Source organism: Methylobacillus sp. DLP286 (assembly GCF_056636515.1).
Genome location: NZ_CM153145.1, coordinates 1,909,383 through 1,924,356, shown reverse-complemented (window position 1 = coordinate 1,924,356; position 14,974 = coordinate 1,909,383). Strand labels below are relative to the sequence as shown.

Annotated in this window: 12 protein-coding genes; 9 read left to right on the top strand and 3 right to left on the bottom strand. The window is 58.9% G+C overall.

Features of this window, described 5'->3' with window-relative positions:
- Positions 1-27: 27 nt before the first annotated feature.
- Positions 28-432: a DoxX family protein gene (locus ACWXTG_RS09255; protein ID WP_480219683.1), complete on the bottom strand. Its 405-nt coding sequence runs from the start codon at positions 430-432 to the stop codon at positions 28-30.
- Between the two features lie 176 nt (positions 433-608).
- Between ACWXTG_RS09255 and ACWXTG_RS09250 the strand changes: the two genes are divergently transcribed.
- From ACWXTG_RS09250 to ACWXTG_RS09240, 3 genes are all read left to right on the top strand, one after another.
- Positions 609-1,037 (top strand): GNAT family N-acetyltransferase, encoded by a 429-nt coding sequence (locus ACWXTG_RS09250; RefSeq protein WP_480219682.1) that lies wholly within the window; start codon positions 609-611, stop codon positions 1,035-1,037.
- A gap of 220 nt (positions 1,038-1,257) precedes the next feature.
- Positions 1,258-2,169 (top strand): SdiA-regulated domain-containing protein, encoded by a 912-nt coding sequence (locus ACWXTG_RS09245; protein WP_480219681.1) that lies wholly within the window; start codon positions 1,258-1,260, stop codon positions 2,167-2,169.
- A 66-nt stretch (positions 2,170-2,235) separates the two neighbouring features.
- The gene (locus ACWXTG_RS09240) at positions 2,236-2,931 is read left to right on the top strand and encodes a lamin tail domain-containing protein (protein ID WP_480219680.1); all 696 of its coding nucleotides are present in this window, start codon (positions 2,236-2,238) and stop codon (positions 2,929-2,931) included.
- A gap of 716 nt (positions 2,932-3,647) precedes the next feature.
- Here the strand turns inward: ACWXTG_RS09240 and uvrA are convergent.
- Positions 3,648-6,467 carry an excinuclease ABC subunit UvrA gene (gene uvrA, locus ACWXTG_RS09235; protein WP_480219679.1) on the bottom strand — a complete coding sequence of 940 codons (2,820 nt, stop codon included), beginning with the start codon at positions 6,465-6,467 and terminating at the stop codon, positions 3,648-3,650.
- 94 nt (positions 6,468-6,561) lie between these two features.
- Here uvrA and ACWXTG_RS09230 point away from each other — a divergent pair, with 94 nt between their 5' ends.
- From ACWXTG_RS09230 to ACWXTG_RS09220, 3 genes are all read left to right on the top strand, one after another.
- Positions 6,562-7,938 carry an MFS transporter gene (locus ACWXTG_RS09230; protein WP_480219678.1) on the top strand — a complete coding sequence of 459 codons (1,377 nt, stop codon included), beginning with the start codon at positions 6,562-6,564 and terminating at the stop codon, positions 7,936-7,938.
- A gap of 2 nt (positions 7,939-7,940) precedes the next feature.
- Positions 7,941-8,450, top strand: a complete 510-nt coding sequence (gene ssb, locus ACWXTG_RS09225; protein WP_407993233.1) for a single-stranded DNA-binding protein — start codon at positions 7,941-7,943, stop codon at positions 8,448-8,450.
- 153 nt (positions 8,451-8,603) lie between these two features.
- Positions 8,604-9,569, top strand: a complete 966-nt coding sequence (locus ACWXTG_RS09220) for a PEP-CTERM sorting domain-containing protein (protein WP_480219677.1) — start codon at positions 8,604-8,606, stop codon at positions 9,567-9,569.
- A 6-nt stretch (positions 9,570-9,575) separates the two neighbouring features.
- Here ACWXTG_RS09220 and ACWXTG_RS09215 read toward each other — a convergent pair whose 3' ends face one another.
- Positions 9,576-11,354 carry a putative bifunctional diguanylate cyclase/phosphodiesterase gene (locus tag ACWXTG_RS09215; RefSeq protein WP_309565669.1) on the bottom strand — a complete coding sequence of 593 codons (1,779 nt, stop codon included), beginning with the start codon at positions 11,352-11,354 and terminating at the stop codon, positions 9,576-9,578.
- 246 nt (positions 11,355-11,600) lie between these two features.
- On the opposite strand from ACWXTG_RS09215, the gene gspG reads away from it, so the two are divergent.
- From gspG to ACWXTG_RS09200, 3 genes are read left to right on the top strand one after another with little or no spacing between them, the layout of a single operon-like run.
- Entirely contained in the window at positions 11,601-12,029 is a 429-nt protein-coding gene (gspG, locus tag ACWXTG_RS09210; protein WP_309565668.1) for a type II secretion system major pseudopilin GspG, read from the top strand.
- 1 nt (position 12,030) lies between these two features.
- The gene (locus tag ACWXTG_RS09205) at positions 12,031-13,212 is read left to right on the top strand and encodes a type II secretion system F family protein (RefSeq protein WP_480219676.1); all 1,182 of its coding nucleotides are present in this window, start codon (positions 12,031-12,033) and stop codon (positions 13,210-13,212) included.
- Positions 13,209-14,888, top strand: a complete 1,680-nt coding sequence (locus ACWXTG_RS09200; protein ID WP_480219675.1) for a GspE/PulE family protein — start codon at positions 13,209-13,211, stop codon at positions 14,886-14,888. Before ACWXTG_RS09205 ends, ACWXTG_RS09200 begins: the two co-directional genes overlap by 4 nt.
- Positions 14,889-14,974 lie beyond the last annotated feature (86 nt).

The window sequence follows — 14,974 nt, the reverse complement described above, 5'->3', positions numbered from 1 at the left end:
GCCCTTTTTTGTGTGCATGAGCTATCGTCAGGATTGTTTGCGCAGGTTGTCCAGGCTGAATGCCGTCGGCGCGTGCAAGGCCAGGGTGATATAGCCTCCGGCCAGGGCAAGGTACTGCATCAGGCCGATCAAGCCGCTGCCGGGGGTAGGGTCGGGCAGCTTGAGGAAGATGGCGACGAAGATCGCATAGACTGCCAGCACATAGGCGGACAGCTTGGTCTTGAAGCCCAGCAATAGGCTCAGGCCAAAAATCAACTGCACCAGGATCATCAAGGGCGCGAAAACGCCCGGCAGGCCGAAGTGGCCGAGGTACATCTGATATTGCTCGTAGCCGCTGGGGTTTTGAAAGATGATCGCCAGCTGGAACAGGATGGCTAACAGAAAAATTTGCGCCAATAGAATACGTCCAAGGAAACCTAAAAACTTCGTCATCGTCTTACCTTCTCGTCCAAGTACACAAACATGTGTCTACGTTAATTTTTATATCGATTTCATCAATCGAGGCGAGCATAGATGATGCCTGTAAGCGCCATGCACCGCAATACTTGTGATCGCTGCATGGCTGGGCCGGCATGAATTTCCCTCACAAGAAAAGAAAGAATACTGACATGAGCTTTTATGTAAGGCAGGCTGACTGGATCAGCGATCAAACGCAGATATCGGCGATTCGCCAGCAAGTTTTCATCGACGAACAGCATGTGCCGGCCGAGCTGGAGTGGGACGGCCTGGACGAGACGGCCCTGCATCTGCTTGCCGTGGCAGAGGACGGCAAGTCGATCGGCTGTGCGCGTATCCTCAGCGACGGCAGCATTGGCCGCATGGCCGTCTTGCAGGGCTGGCGCAGGCAAGGCGTCGGCCATGCGCTATTGCAGGCGGCCATCGAGTTGTGCCGGCAGAACGGCTGGTTCGATATCCACGTTTCCGCGCAAACCCACGCGCTCGCCTTTTATGAGCAGGCCGGATTCCACGGCATCGGCGAGGAGTACATAGACGCCGGTATCCCGCATCAGGCCATGAAGCTGCACATCAGCAACTAATTATCTTTTCTTATCAAGTTGCTATTCGACCGCATTGCGTCGGCTAATGCGGCACATTTTCTTTCTTCATTTTAAAGGCAAATAGTCTCTCGAGCCTGTTTTCAAGACTAGGTGGAGGACTATGCACGTCTTCATCCTGTTGTCTTTCGCCGTCTGCAATATTCCCTCCGCTTGTTCACTATCAACAATATTTGCATCACCATTTTTAGGGGAATTTCAAATGATTGCGCGTACTCTAGTGCTCCTTGCCGGGCTTTCCATGTCTGCCCTGGCATTTGCCCAACCCTCTCTCAACCTTTCCGACTATACCCTGGGTTACAGATTCAACCTGCCCGGCCAGATAGGCATGGTAGGCGAAGCCTCGGCCATTACCTACAACTGGGATACCGGCACCTTGTTCGTCGTCGGCGATGAGGCCGAAGCCATCGTCGAAGTGACCAAGACCGGCGAAGTCGTCGGTCATATGACACTGAATTTTGGCTCTAATTTCGACGCCGAATCCTTGACTTATATCGGCAACGGCCAGTTCGCATTGGGCGAAGAGCGTACCCAGAGCGTGTACAAGATTGATTACCAGGCTGGCACGACGCTGAGCCTTTCCTCAGTTACACCTGCCTACTCTTTCGGTAACTACAGCAATAACGAGGGCCTGGAGGGCTTGAGCTGGGATCCGCGTACTAACACCTTGATTGCCGTGAAGGAAAAGAATCCTCAGGCAATTTACGAGACTGAAGTTGATTTCGATGCCCGCACAGGCAGCCAGAGCATTTTGTTCAATGCCGCACTGCTTGGCTTGCAGGACCTTTCCGATGTGCAAGTGCTTGCTACCGTGCCTTCATTCCTCGGCACCGGACTGGATGACAACCTGTTGATCATCAGCCAGGAGTCACGCCTGCTGCTGGAAGTGACTCGTACCGGCGAAATACTGGGCTCCATCGATCTCCGCCGTCTGAGTGGCACTGCCGAAGGCGTGACGATTGATGAACTGGGCAATATTTATATTTCTGATGAACAGCCTCGCGTGTTTGTATTCCTGCGCCCGATGCCTGCCGTGCCTGAACCTGAAACCTATGCACTGCTGCTGGCCGGCCTTGGCCTGCTTGGTTTCGCTGCACGCCGCCGCGCTGCATAAAGATTCTTCTGTAGTGCCTGTGTTGTTGTTTTTTTAATAATATTTTTCAAATCAGAGAGGTTAATCATGAATGTCATCAATAAGTTGATTGCTGCCGGCGTTCTGGCTGTCAGCGCTTTCTCCGCCGTTCCTGCTTTCGCGGCTAACGCCTACAACGTCTATATCACCGAGTGGAACTACCAGAGTCGCGTTGCGGATGAAAAGGGCGAGTACATCGAGCTTACCAATCTTGGCCAATTCGACGTCGATTTCACTTACTGGAGCTACGACGACGACAGCCGTCAAAGCTTTACTTTCAACCTGTCCGATTTTGGTATCGTCAAGGCCGGCGAGTCCGTGATCCTGACCGAAATCAGCGCTGACTTGTTCCGTACCCGCTGGGGCCTGGATGATTCTGTCAAGATCATTGGCAACCTGAACCCTAACCTTGGCCGCGCTGATGAAATCAACATCTACGATGCCGATGAAAACCTGGTGGACCGCCTGACCTATGGCGACAATACCATTGGTGGTATTCGTGCCCGCTACAACAGCGGTATTCCTGGCAGCGTGGACGTACTGGGCGAAAACAATGTACACGGTTGGGTATTATCGCAAGTGGGCGACTCCGAAGGCTCCTGGCGTTCCACAGTGGGCGATATCGGCAGCCCTGGCCAGACCAACCTGACGATTGCGGCTGTACCGGAACCAGAAACTTATGCCTTGCTGTTGGCTGGCCTTGGCTTGGTAGGTTTTGCAGCACGCCGCCGTAAGGCAGCTTGAGCGGTAAAGCTAAAAGTACTATCTAAATGAAAACGGCTCTCCATAAGGAGGGTCGTTTTTTATTAGGGCGAGCGCAGCGAAGCCAAGTGCGGGTTTGACGTTGAATTCCCCGTTTGGCTGCGCCGAGTAGCGGAAATCTGGCTGGATCAAGAGCTTGCGTCTGTCTGAGCGAAGCGAGTTCAGCAAGCTCCCAGACAGATTGAGCAACACAGGGGACCGGGAGCTTGCTCCCGGCGTAGACTCCGGGGTCGCCTTTGCTTTGGTTACTTTTATTTGGCGAAGCAAATGAAAGTAACTCGCTGACAAGCGAAAGGCAACGGGTCAAGGTCTGCAACAGTGCTCAAGACCATTGTTCCTTCAACAACCCAAATAATCCCATCAGGCTCAACGATTTTCCGTCTTCATCAATACTGCGATTGGCGCGAGGATGGGTTTCGCCCCTGACGGGCGAGTATCTTTCTTTTGTTTCGCCAAAAGAAAGATACGAAAGAAAAGGCGACCCGATTGTCTGCGTCCCTACACTGCGTTCCGGGCAACCTGCGTTGCTCGCTTTTAATGGGGACTGGCTGAACTCGCTTCGCTCAGACAGACGCCAGTCCTGTTTCCATTAAAAGCTGCGCTACTCGGCGCAGCCAGACGGGGAACCCAAACCCAAGGTCAAAAGCAACAGCGACTTGGCTTCGCTGCGCTCGCCCTTTCGGAGATGGTATGCCGTTTTAGCGCTTGAGCATCGGCTTCAGGTACTTGCCTGTATAGCTGGCCTTGGTATCAGCAACTTCTTCCGGCGTGCCGCAGGCAATCATGGTGCCGCCGCCATCGCCGCCTTCCGGGCCCATGTCGATGATCCAGTCCGCGGTCTTGATGACGTCCAGGTTGTGCTCGATGATGACGATGGTGTTGCCGTGGTCGCGCAGGCGGTGCAATACGTCGAGCAGCAATTGGATGTCGGCAAAATGCAGGCCGGTGGTAGGTTCGTCGAGGATATAGAGGGTCCTGCCGGTATCGCGCTTGGATAGTTCCAGCGCCAGCTTCACGCGCTGCGCCTCGCCGCCCGACAGCGTGGTCGCGGACTGGCCCAGCGTGATGTAGCCGAGGCCGACATCGAGCAGCGTCTGCAGTTTGCGGGCGACCACGGGCACGGCATCGAAGAATTCACGCGCCTGTTCCACGGTCATTTCCAGCACTTCGTGGATGTTCTTGCCCTTGTAATGGATTTCCAGTGTTTCCCGGTTGTAGCGGTGGCCCTTGCAGACGTCGCAAGGCACGTAGACATCGGGCAGGAAATGCATCTCGACGCGGATCACGCCATCGCCCTGGCAGGCTTCGCAACGTCCACCCTTGACGTTGAAGGAGTAGCGGCCGGGGCCGTAGCCGCGGGCGCGGCTTTCCGGTACGCCGGCAAACAGGTCGCGGATCGGCGTGAAGACGCCGGTGTAGGTGGCTGGGTTGGAGCGCGGGGTACGGCCGATCGGGCTTTGGTCGACATCTACGACCTTGTCGAAGAATTCCAGGCCGGAGATTTCCTCGAAAGGCGCTGGCTCGGTCGAGCTGCCGTAAAGATGCCGTGCGACCACGCGGTACAAGGTATCGTTGATGAGCGTGGACTTGCCCGAGCCCGATACGCCGGTGACGCAAGTGAGCAGGCCGACCGGCAACGCGAGGTCCACGTTCTTGAGGTTGTTGCCGCTGGCCTGCGTCAGCTTGAGCCAGCGCTTGGGATCAGGGACGTGGCGCTTCTTGGGGACGGCAATTTCCTTGGCGCCGCTGAGATATTGCCCGGTAAGCGATTGCGGGTTGTTCTGGATTTCGGCCGGGGTGCCTGCGGCCACGATGTTGCCGCCATGCTCGCCTGCCCCGGGGCCGATATCCACTACATAATCCGCTTCCATGATGGCATCCTGGTCGTGCTCGACGACGATGACGCTGTTGCCGATGTCGCGCAGGCGCACCAGGGTCTGCAGCAGGCGGTCGTTGTCGCGCTGGTGCAGGCCGATGGAGGGTTCGTCAAGCACATACATGACGCCGGTAAGGCCGGAGCCGATCTGCGAGGCCAGGCGGATGCGCTGCGCCTCGCCGCCCGAAAGGGTTTCGGCGGAACGGGACAGGGAGAGGTATTCCAGCCCGACATTGGTGAGGAATTTCAGCCGGCTGCCGATTTCCTGCACGATCTTGTCCGCAATGGCGAGCTTTTGCCCTGTCAGCTCGATATGCTCGAAGAAATGCAGCGCCTGGCGCAGCGGGGCTTCGCACACTTCATGGATGTTCTTGCCGCCTACCTTGACGTGGCGCGCCTCGCGGCGCAAGCGCGTGCCGCCGCAATCCGGGCAGGCTTGCGAGTTGAGGTACTTGGACAGCTCCTCGCGCACCGTGATGGAGTCGGTCTCGTGGTAGCGGCGCTGCAGGTTGTTGAGGATCCCCTCGAAGGTATGGGATTTTTCATACAGCTTGCCGCGCTCGTTGAGGTACTGGAAAGTGACCGCTTCCTTGCCGCTGCCGTTGAGCAGCACCTGCTGCACTTCATCGGGCAATGCCTCGAAAGCCGTCTCCAGGTCGAATCCGTAATGCTGAGCCAGGCTTTGCAGCATCTGGAAATAGAACTGGTTGCGCTTGTCCCAGCCCTTGATCGCGCCGCTGGCAAGCGAGAGGTGCGGGAAGGCGACCACGCGCTTGGGATCGAAAAAGCTGATCTGGCCCAAGCCGTCGCACTTGGGGCAGGCACCCATCGGGTTGTTGAAGGAGAACAGGCGCGGCTCCAGCTCCGCAAGTGAGTAGTCGCACACCGGGCAGGAGAACTTGGCGGAAAACAGGTGTTCCTTGCCGCTGTCCATTTCCAGCGCCACGGCCTTGCCGTCGGCAAGGCGCAGCGCGGTCTCGAAGGATTCCGCAATGCGCTGCTTAACGTCCGCGCGCACTTTGAGGCGGTCCACGACGACATCGACGTTATGCTTCACGGTCTTGGCAAGCTTGGGCACGCTGTCGAGTTCGTGAATCTCGCCGTCCACGCGTACGCGCACGAAGCCCTGCGCCTTGAGCTCCTCGAATAGGTCCAGCTGCTCGCCCTTGCGGTTGCTCACTACCGGCGCAAGGATCATGAGCCTGGTGTCCTCAGGCAGCAGCAGGACGCTGTCCACCATTTGCGAGACGGTTTGCGCCTCCAGCTTGATGCCGTGGTCCGGGCATTCCGGATCGCCGGCGCGCGCATAGAGCAGTCGCAGGTAGTCGTGGATTTCCGTGACCGTGCCCACGGTGGAGCGCGGGTTGTGCGAAGTAGACTTCTGCTCGATGGAAATGGCGGGCGACAGGCCTTCGATCAGGTCGACATCGGGCTTGTCCATGCGCGCGAGGAACTGGCGGGCGTAGGCGGAGAGGGATTCCACATAGCGGCGCTGCCCTTCGGCATACAGGGTGTCGAATGCCAGCGAGGATTTGCCGGAGCCGGACAGGCCGGTAATCACGATCAGCTTGTTGCGGGGCAAGTCCAGCGAAACATTTTTCAGGTTGTGCGTGCGTGCGCCGCGTATACGTATGTAGTCCATGGGGGTAGGGGCTGTTTACCTTGAGTTTGGTTAACGTCTGATGGGGCAACCTGTTAATATACGCAACTTCGCGTGTTGAATTCAATGATTTTTAATGTCACAGCCTGAACGCATGTCCCCGGTTGAACTACGGTCCACCCTGAGCCTGGCCTCGATCTACGGCCTGCGCATGCTGGGCATGTTCCTGATCCTGCCGATCTTCGCCATCTATGCGGAAACCCTGCCGTCCGGGCATGACCATTTCTATATCGGCCTGGCGCTGGGTGCTTACGGGTTGACGCAGGCCTTGTTCCAGCTGCCGTTCGGCATGGCGTCCGACCGTTTCGGCCGCAAGACCATGATTTACATCGGCCTGCTGATCTTTGCGATCGGCAGCTTCGTCGCCGGCATGGCGGACGACATCCATACCATCATCATCGGCCGCGCCATCCAGGGCGCGGGCGCGGTATCCGCCGCGGTGACGGCATTGGTCGCCGACCTCACGCGCGAGGAGCACCGCACCAAGGCGATGGCGATGATAGGCGGCAGCATCGGCATCACCTTTGCGCTGTCGCTGATCCTCGGGCCTACCCTCAACCAGTGGATCGGGGTTTCCGGCATTTTCGTGCTCACCGGCATTCTGGCCTTGCTGGCGATGCTGGATATCAAATACCTGGTGCCCGATCCCGAAGTCAGCCGGTTCCATTCCGATACTCAGGCCGCGCCGGCCAAGCTGGGGCCTGTATTGCAGGATACGCAGCTGTTGCGGCTCAATTTCGGCATCTTCGCGCTGCATGCCTCGCACATGGCGATGTTCGTCGTGGTGCCGTTCGCGATCAAGCAGACCAGCGGGCTGAGCGAGAACGACCATTGGATGATCTACCTGCCGATCATGGTGATCTCCCTGGTCCTCATGGTGCCTGCCATCATCGTCGGCGAGAAAAAGGCCAAGCTCAAGCAGGTGTTCGTCATCAGTGTCGCCGTGATGCTGATGGCAGAACTCGCATTCGGCCTCATGATCGACAGTTTCTGGGGCATCATGGCGGCGCTGACCACCTTCTTCATCGCCTTCAACGTGCTGGAAGCGATCATGCCTTCCACCATTTCCAAGCAGGCGCCTGCCGCAGCCAAGGGCACGGCGATCGGGGTGTTCAACACGGCGCAGTCGTTGGGGATATTCGTCGGCGGCGTGTCGGGCGGCTGGCTGTCCAGCCAATACGGATATACGGCGGTGTTCGCCTTCTGCGGCGCGCTCATGGTGCTATGGCTGGTCAGCGTGACGACAATGCGCGCACCTGCGGCGGTACGTAGTAGAATGTACCACCTGCCGGAAGGGCACGCGCATGATGCGGCGCAATTGTCGCGGCATCTGGCGGCGTTGCCCGGCGTGAAGGAGTCGGTTGTCTTGCCCGCAGAGGGCATGGTGATATTGAAAGTGGATATGCAGGCGGACTGGGATGATTCCGCAGCGCTGCAATTGATAAGGGGTTAAGGATGGCATCGGTCAATAAAGTAATCTTGGTAGGCAACCTGGGCCGCGACCCGGAAGTGCGCTATATGCCCAACGGCGAGGCGGTGGCCAATTTCAGCATTGCCACCACCGACAACTGGAAAGACAAGAACGGCCAGCGCCAGGAGCGCACCGAGTGGCACAATATCGTCATGTACCGCAGGCTTGCGGAAATTGCGGGCGAGTACCTGAAGAAGGGACGCCCGGTCTACATCGAGGGCCGCCTGCAAACCCGCAAGTGGCAGACCAAGGAAGGTCAGGACCGCTATACCACCGAGATCATTGCCGACCAGATGCAGATGCTGGGCGGTCGCGACGGTGGAGGCAGCGGCGGAGCGAGCTATGACGGCGGCGGCGATGACTTCAACCAGGACTACGGCCAGTCTGCTCCAAGGCAGCAAGCTGCACCTGCCCAGCGTCCAGCGCCCGCTCCGGCTTCCAAGCCCGCTGGCGGCGGCAACTTCGATGATTTCGAGGACGACATTCCGTTCTGATGTAAGGCAATGCTGAAATTCCAAGGCCCCGTTTCTACGGGGCTTTTTATTTGGAGTGCAGTGAAGCGAAGCATCTGCCTAGAAAATCATTATTGAGAATCATTATTGATAAAATATATAATGATTCTCAATAATGATTTTCGGAATTGCATCATGCATTCACTGCACAAATCCCTGAAAGCAACCTTGTTCGCCGGTCTTGCCTTGGTCTCAAGCTCGGCCCATGCGCTCGATATCATTTTTGATTACCGGTTTGATCGCAACGGCTGGTTCAGCACCGATAGCGATGCGGGTTTGATGCGGCGCGACGTGTTGCAGCAGGCGGCCTCGGTATTCAGCGGTTTGGCCGACAACCTGTCGGCAATCCAGCCTGGCGCAGGCGATAGCTGGAGCGTGAGGTTCCAGCATCCCAGCTGGAACAGCTGGATCGAGAATGTCACGGTGACGGACTTGCTTGTGCCGGAAAACAGCCTGGTGATTTTCGTGGGCGCATCCTCTTTCAATGGTTCGGTGCTTGGCGCAGCCGGTTCCGGCACTGTACGTGCCCAGGGCAGCCAGGATTTCCTGGATACCGTGGCGGTGCGCGGCCAGGAAGGCGCGCTGGATGAAATTGCCACGGATTTCGGCCCATGGGGTGGTTCCATCTGGTTCAATAGTCATCATGACTGGTATCTTGGGTTGGACGACGACGGCTTGTCCGCAGGGCAACCGGATTTTTTGACGACGGCAACGCATGAGTTGGCGCACTTGCTGGGATTCGGCGCCTCTCCTGCCTGGCGGGCCCTATTGCAGCAAGGTGACGGTGGATGGGTCTTTACTGGTGGGCACGCGGTTGCGGTATACGGCGACGCCGTACCCGTGGATGGCGCAGGCGCCCACTGGGCCTATGGCATGTATGGAACCATTGATGGTGTTCCTGTTGCCAACCTGATGGATCCCGGAACCGCCCCGGGAAATCGGGAATATATGAGCGATCTTGATTATGCGGCGCTGGCCGACATCGGCTGGCAGGTGAGCGCGGTGCCCGAGCCTTCGACTTTCTGGATGCTGCTGCTGGGGCTGGTCGGGGTGTTCGGCCGCTGGCATCGCAAGCAGCCGCGCGCCATCGTCAAGAAGTAAACCCACCTATATATTCGCCAGCGAATGCTGGCTGGCCTGGTATTTGTATTCCGTCACCCAGCGCGTGAATTTTTCTGCCGGCAGCGGCTGGGAAAAGCGGTAGCCCTGCACGAAGGTGCAGCCGCTGCTTTCCGCCCAATGCAGCTCCACGTCCGTCTCCACGCCTTCGGCCACCAGTTCCAGCGACATGCTGCGCGCCAATGCCGCGATCGTCTTGACGATTTCCACATTGATTGGCTCGTGTTCTATGCCCTTGATGAAGGACTGGTCGACCTTGAGGCGGTCGATCGGGAATTTGCGCAGGTAGCTGAGGTTGGAGTAGCCGGTGCCGAAATCGTCAATCGCCAGTTTGATGCCGAGCCCGTGCAGCTTGCGCAACGTGCGCACCACGGCATCCGCATCCTGCATGAACATGCTCTCGGTCAGCTCGAATTCCAGATAGGCCGGGTTGATGCCCGTGTCGGTGACGATGTTTTCCACCATCTCGCAGAAGTCGTTCTGGTAGAACTGCATCGCGGAAATATTGACGGAGATGCGCATGGGCTGGAATCCGGCTTGCAGCCAGGCCTGGTGCTGCCGGCAGGCTTCGCTGATCACCCATTGGCCGATCGCCACGATCAAGCCGGTTTCCTCGGCAATCTCGATGAAGTGGATTGGCGTGAGCAGCCCGCGTTGCGGATGGTGCCAGCGGATCAGGGCTTCCTTGCCGACCACCCTGCCGCTGTCGAGCGCAATTTGCGGCTGGTAATACAGTTCGAATTCGTTGCGCTCGATGGCCAGGCGCAGGTCGGTTTCCAGCGACATGCGGTCAAGCGAGTATAGCTGCATGCCTGCGGCATAATGCCGGTAGGTATTGCGACCGCTGCGCTTGGCCTCATACATGGCCGCATCGGCCTTGACCAGCAGGTTGTTGGCGTCCTCGTCGTCGAGCGGATAGATGGCGGTGCCGATGCTGGCCGAGATGAAGACTTCGCGTCCCATGATCTGCTGCGGCAATTTCAAGGTGTCGAGGATGCGCCAGCACAGGCTGTCCAGGTCCTTCTGGCTGCTGATGTTGTCCACGATGATGGTGAACTCGTCCCCGGAGAGGCGGGCCACGGTATCCATCTCGCGCGAGCAGCGAGCCAGGATGCCTGCCAGCGCGATCAGCAATTGATCCCCAAAGGCGTGCCCCATGGAGTCGTTGAAGTGCTTGAACTTGTCCAGGTCGATGAACAGCAGGCCGACTTGCGCATTGGTGCGGCAGGCTTCCGCCAGCGTCATTGCAAGCCTGTCCATGAACAACACCCGGTTGGGCAGCTTGGTGAGCTGGTCGAAATGGGCGAGGTAGAACAAGTTGGCCTGCTTGCGCTGCGTGATTTCATCGAGCAGGTCGTGGCCGTTGGCGATGCCGGCGTACCGGCCCTGCTCCGTGACAATGAAGCCGCTCACCATATGCTGCATGCCCGCATCGATGATGATGCGCGAGATGTCGTCTATCGAGGTGTGGCTGCTGACGATCAGCGGTTTCTGGTTCATGAATTCGGCAATCGGCTTCTTGCCGTAGATCTCATGGGTATATGGCTTGATGAAGATTTCCATGAAGGCGTGCCGTTCCACTATTCCCACCGGCTGGTGCTGCGCGTTGACCACGGGCAGGGCAAAAATGTACTGGTTTTCCTGGAAGATAGAGAGCACTTGCAGGCAGGGCATATCGTCCGGTACGGGCGCCACTGTCCGCAGCAGGCGTTTGACCGTGGGGTTGTCGTCGCTGTGGTTGAATCTGAAGTGGGTTGCAGTGTTCATGAGGCAGGAGCCGGGCCTTCGTGTGGAAATCCTTCAATGTGGGGAATCAAAGTGATCAGGTGATCACCATGTGCCGCCCAGATTATGCACGCGAAGATTGCAGAATTATGACGGCCTGCCGCAACGGAAGGCTTGATTGATGTAGGTAACCGCCTGGGTTGGGTTTAATGAAAACGTCATAAATCGTGGCTATGCTGGGCATCAAATCTTATGTATGAACGCCGGGTGGAACCTGGCAATGCCGCTATGAAGAACCCCTATTCAATGAATCAGCGCCAGGCAGGGTTTACCTTGCTGGAGTTGCTGGTGGTACTGGTCATCCTGGGTTTGCTGGTCGGTTACGTGGCGCCCAAGTATTTTGCCCAGCTCGGCAAATCCGAGGTCAAGACGGCGCGCGCGCAGATCGGCGCGCTGGAAAAAGCGCTGGATCAATACCGTCTCGATGTCGGGCATTATCCCACCACCGAGCAAGGCCTGCTTGCCTTGAACACCGCGCCTGCGGGCGAAAGCAAATGGGCAGGGCCCTACCTGCAGAAGAGCGTGCCGAACGACCCTTGGGGGCGGCCTTATCAATTCAAGTCGCCCGGAGAGCATGGGGATTTCGACCTCTACTCTTTGGGCAAGGACGGCCAGCCCGGCGGTAGCGATGACAACGTCGATATCGTGAACTGGTGATATGCGCTATCAGGTACGGGCGATAAGCGCGGGCCGCCTGGTTTCGCTGGAGTTCGAAGCCCAGCATGCGGAAGAGGCGGCGGCCAAGGCGCGCAGCCAGGGATATGAAGTCCTGGCGACCACGTCGGGCGCGCAAGGCTTGGTTCGGGGTAAGCGCACACGTTTCCCCTTGCTGCTGTTCAGCCGGGAGTTATTGTCGCTGCTCAAGGCAGGCCTGGGGCTGGTAGAGTCCCTTGAGGGCATTGCCGAGAAGGAGCAGCGCCCGGAAATCGCCCAGGTGCTCAAGGGCGTGCTGGACGCGTTATACCGCGGGCAGACCTTCTCGGCTGCGCTCGCGGCTTACCCGTCCGCATTCCCCGGCCTGTATGCCTCCATGGTCAAGGCCAGCGAGCGCACCGGGGATTTGCCCGAGGCCTTGTTGCGCTATATCGGTTACGAGCAACAGGTGGAAGTGCTGCGCAAGAAACTGATCGCTTCCTCCATTTATCCCTTCCTCCTCATCACAGTGGGCGGCCTGGTCGTCCTGTTCCTGCTCGGCTACGTGGTGCCGCGCTTTTCCCAGATCTATGCCGATGCCGGCGAGAACCAGGCCTGGATGCTCAGGCTGGTATTGGGCTGGGCCGACATCATGGAGGCCCATGGGCAGAGCCTGTTGCTCGGGGGCGTGGTTTTTCTCGGATTGACGGTGGCGGCGCTCATGCGCCCAGGCGTACGCGGGCGCATCATGACCATGCTATGGCGCTTGCCGGCGATAGGCGAGCAAATGCGCGTGTTCCAGCTGGCGCGTTTCTACCGCACGCTGGGCATGCTGTTGGAGGGCGGCATCACCATCAAACAGGCATTGGAAATGGCGCGCGGCCTGTTGACGGCCTCCATGCACCAGAGCCTGGACAAGGCGGCGGCATTGATCCGCGAGGGAAGGGCGATTTCAGAGGCGATGGAAGCCGCCGGGCTGGTGACGCCGGTATCGCTGCGCATGCTGCGCGTCGGCGAGAAAAGTGGCGAGATGGGCAAGATGATGGAGCATATCGCCACGCTGCACGACGAGGAAATCGCGCGCTGGCTGGAGTGGTTCACCCGCCTGTTCGAGCCGCTGCTCATGATCTTCATCGGGCTCATCATCGGCGCCGTCGTGGTCATGCTCTACATGCCGATCTTCGAGCTTGCCGGGAGCCTGCAATGAGCGCGGCGAACGCCATGTTCAGCCAGGCGCGCATGGCCGAGGCCCGCAGCCTGGCGATGAGCAACAATCGCAGCATGATGGACATGCTGCAGGGCTTGTCCGCCCTGGACGACCAGGCGTATGCGGAAGCCCTGGCCGGGGCCGTGCAATTGCGGCTTTTCAGTATGGAAGCCCTGCATGCCATGCAGCCCGCATTCGAGGTCATGAGCTTTACCATGGCCAGCCGCCTGCAGTGCCTGCCCTTGCGTGAGAACGGCACGCTCTGGCTCGTGCTTTCCGACCCATTCGACCAGGCCGTGCTGGACTGGGCCGCGGAATGGATAGCGGAGAACTTCAACACCGGGCTGGCGCATTTCCGCGATATCCAGGCTTACCTGAGCCGGCATGAGGAAGACCTGCGCGCCATGGATGGCAACCTGGTCGCCGTGGGCGAGGTCAATGAGGCGAACAGGGAGGATGTGGAACACCTGAGCCTGCAGAGCATCAATGCCGACAGCAGCCCGGTGATCCGCATGGTGAATTCCACGTTGTACGACGCCTTGAAGGCCGGGGTGAGCGATATCCATATGGAAAGCGTGGCGGCCGGCCTGGTGATCAAGTACCGCATCGACGGCGTCCTGTCCCATGTCGGCAGCATGCAGGGCGCGGACATGGCCGAGCAGGCCGTGTCGCGGGTGAAGATTCTTGCCGAGCTCGACATCGCCGAGCGCCGCGTGCCGCAGGACGGCCGCTTCAAGGTGATGATGCAGGGGCGCGACGTGGATTTCCGCGTGTCCATCATGCCGAGCATTTATGGCGAGGATGCCGTGCTGCGGGTGCTGGATAGGAAATCCCTCTCCGACCAGGCCAAGGGGCTGTCGCTCAAGCAACTGGGCTTTGACGACTACATCATCGAGGATTTCCGCCGGCTGGTGCGCGAGCCTTACGGCATGGTGCTGGTGACCGGGCCGACCGGCTCCGGCAAGACCACTTCGCTGTATGCGGCCATCAGCGAGGTCAACCACGGGCACGACAAGATCATCACGATCGAAGACCCGGTGGAATACCAGTTGCCCGGCGTATTGCAGATTCCCGTCAACGAGAAGAAGGGGCTCACCTTCGCGCGCGGCCTGCGCTCCATCTTGCGCCACGACCCGGACAAGATCATGGTGGGCGAGATCCGCGACCCTGAGACGGCGCAGATCGCGGTGCAGTCGGCACTGACCGGGCATTTGGTGTTCACCACTCTGCACGCGAACAATGTCTTCGACGTCATCAGCCGTTTCCTGCATATGAACGTCGAGGCCTACAGCCTGGTGGCGGCGCTGAACGGCGTGATGGCGCAACGCCTGGTGCGCCTGGTGTGCCCGCATTGCGCCGAACTGGTGGAGGTCAGCGATGAGCTGCTGTTGCAATCCAGGATCACGCGCGAGCAGATAGCCCATTACCAATTGCGCCAGGGCAAGGGCTGCGGGCACTGCCGGGGCAGCGGCTACAAGGGGCGCAAGGCAGTTGCCGAATTGCTGGCGCTGGACGACGAGCTGCGCGAGATGATCATTGCGCGCGAACCGCTGCGCAAGCTCAAGGAGGCCGGCCGTGCGCGTGGCATGAAGAGCCTGCGCGAGGCGGCGCTGGAAGCCGTCGCGCGCGGCGAGACCACACTGGAGGAGATCAACCGTGTCACTTTCGTGGCGTGAGTTCCTGTTGCCAGGCTGGTGGCGGTCCAGAGTGGTCATTCACATTCAGCCTCGGCATATTGCCTGGTCCCGCCAACGCGGCGGGC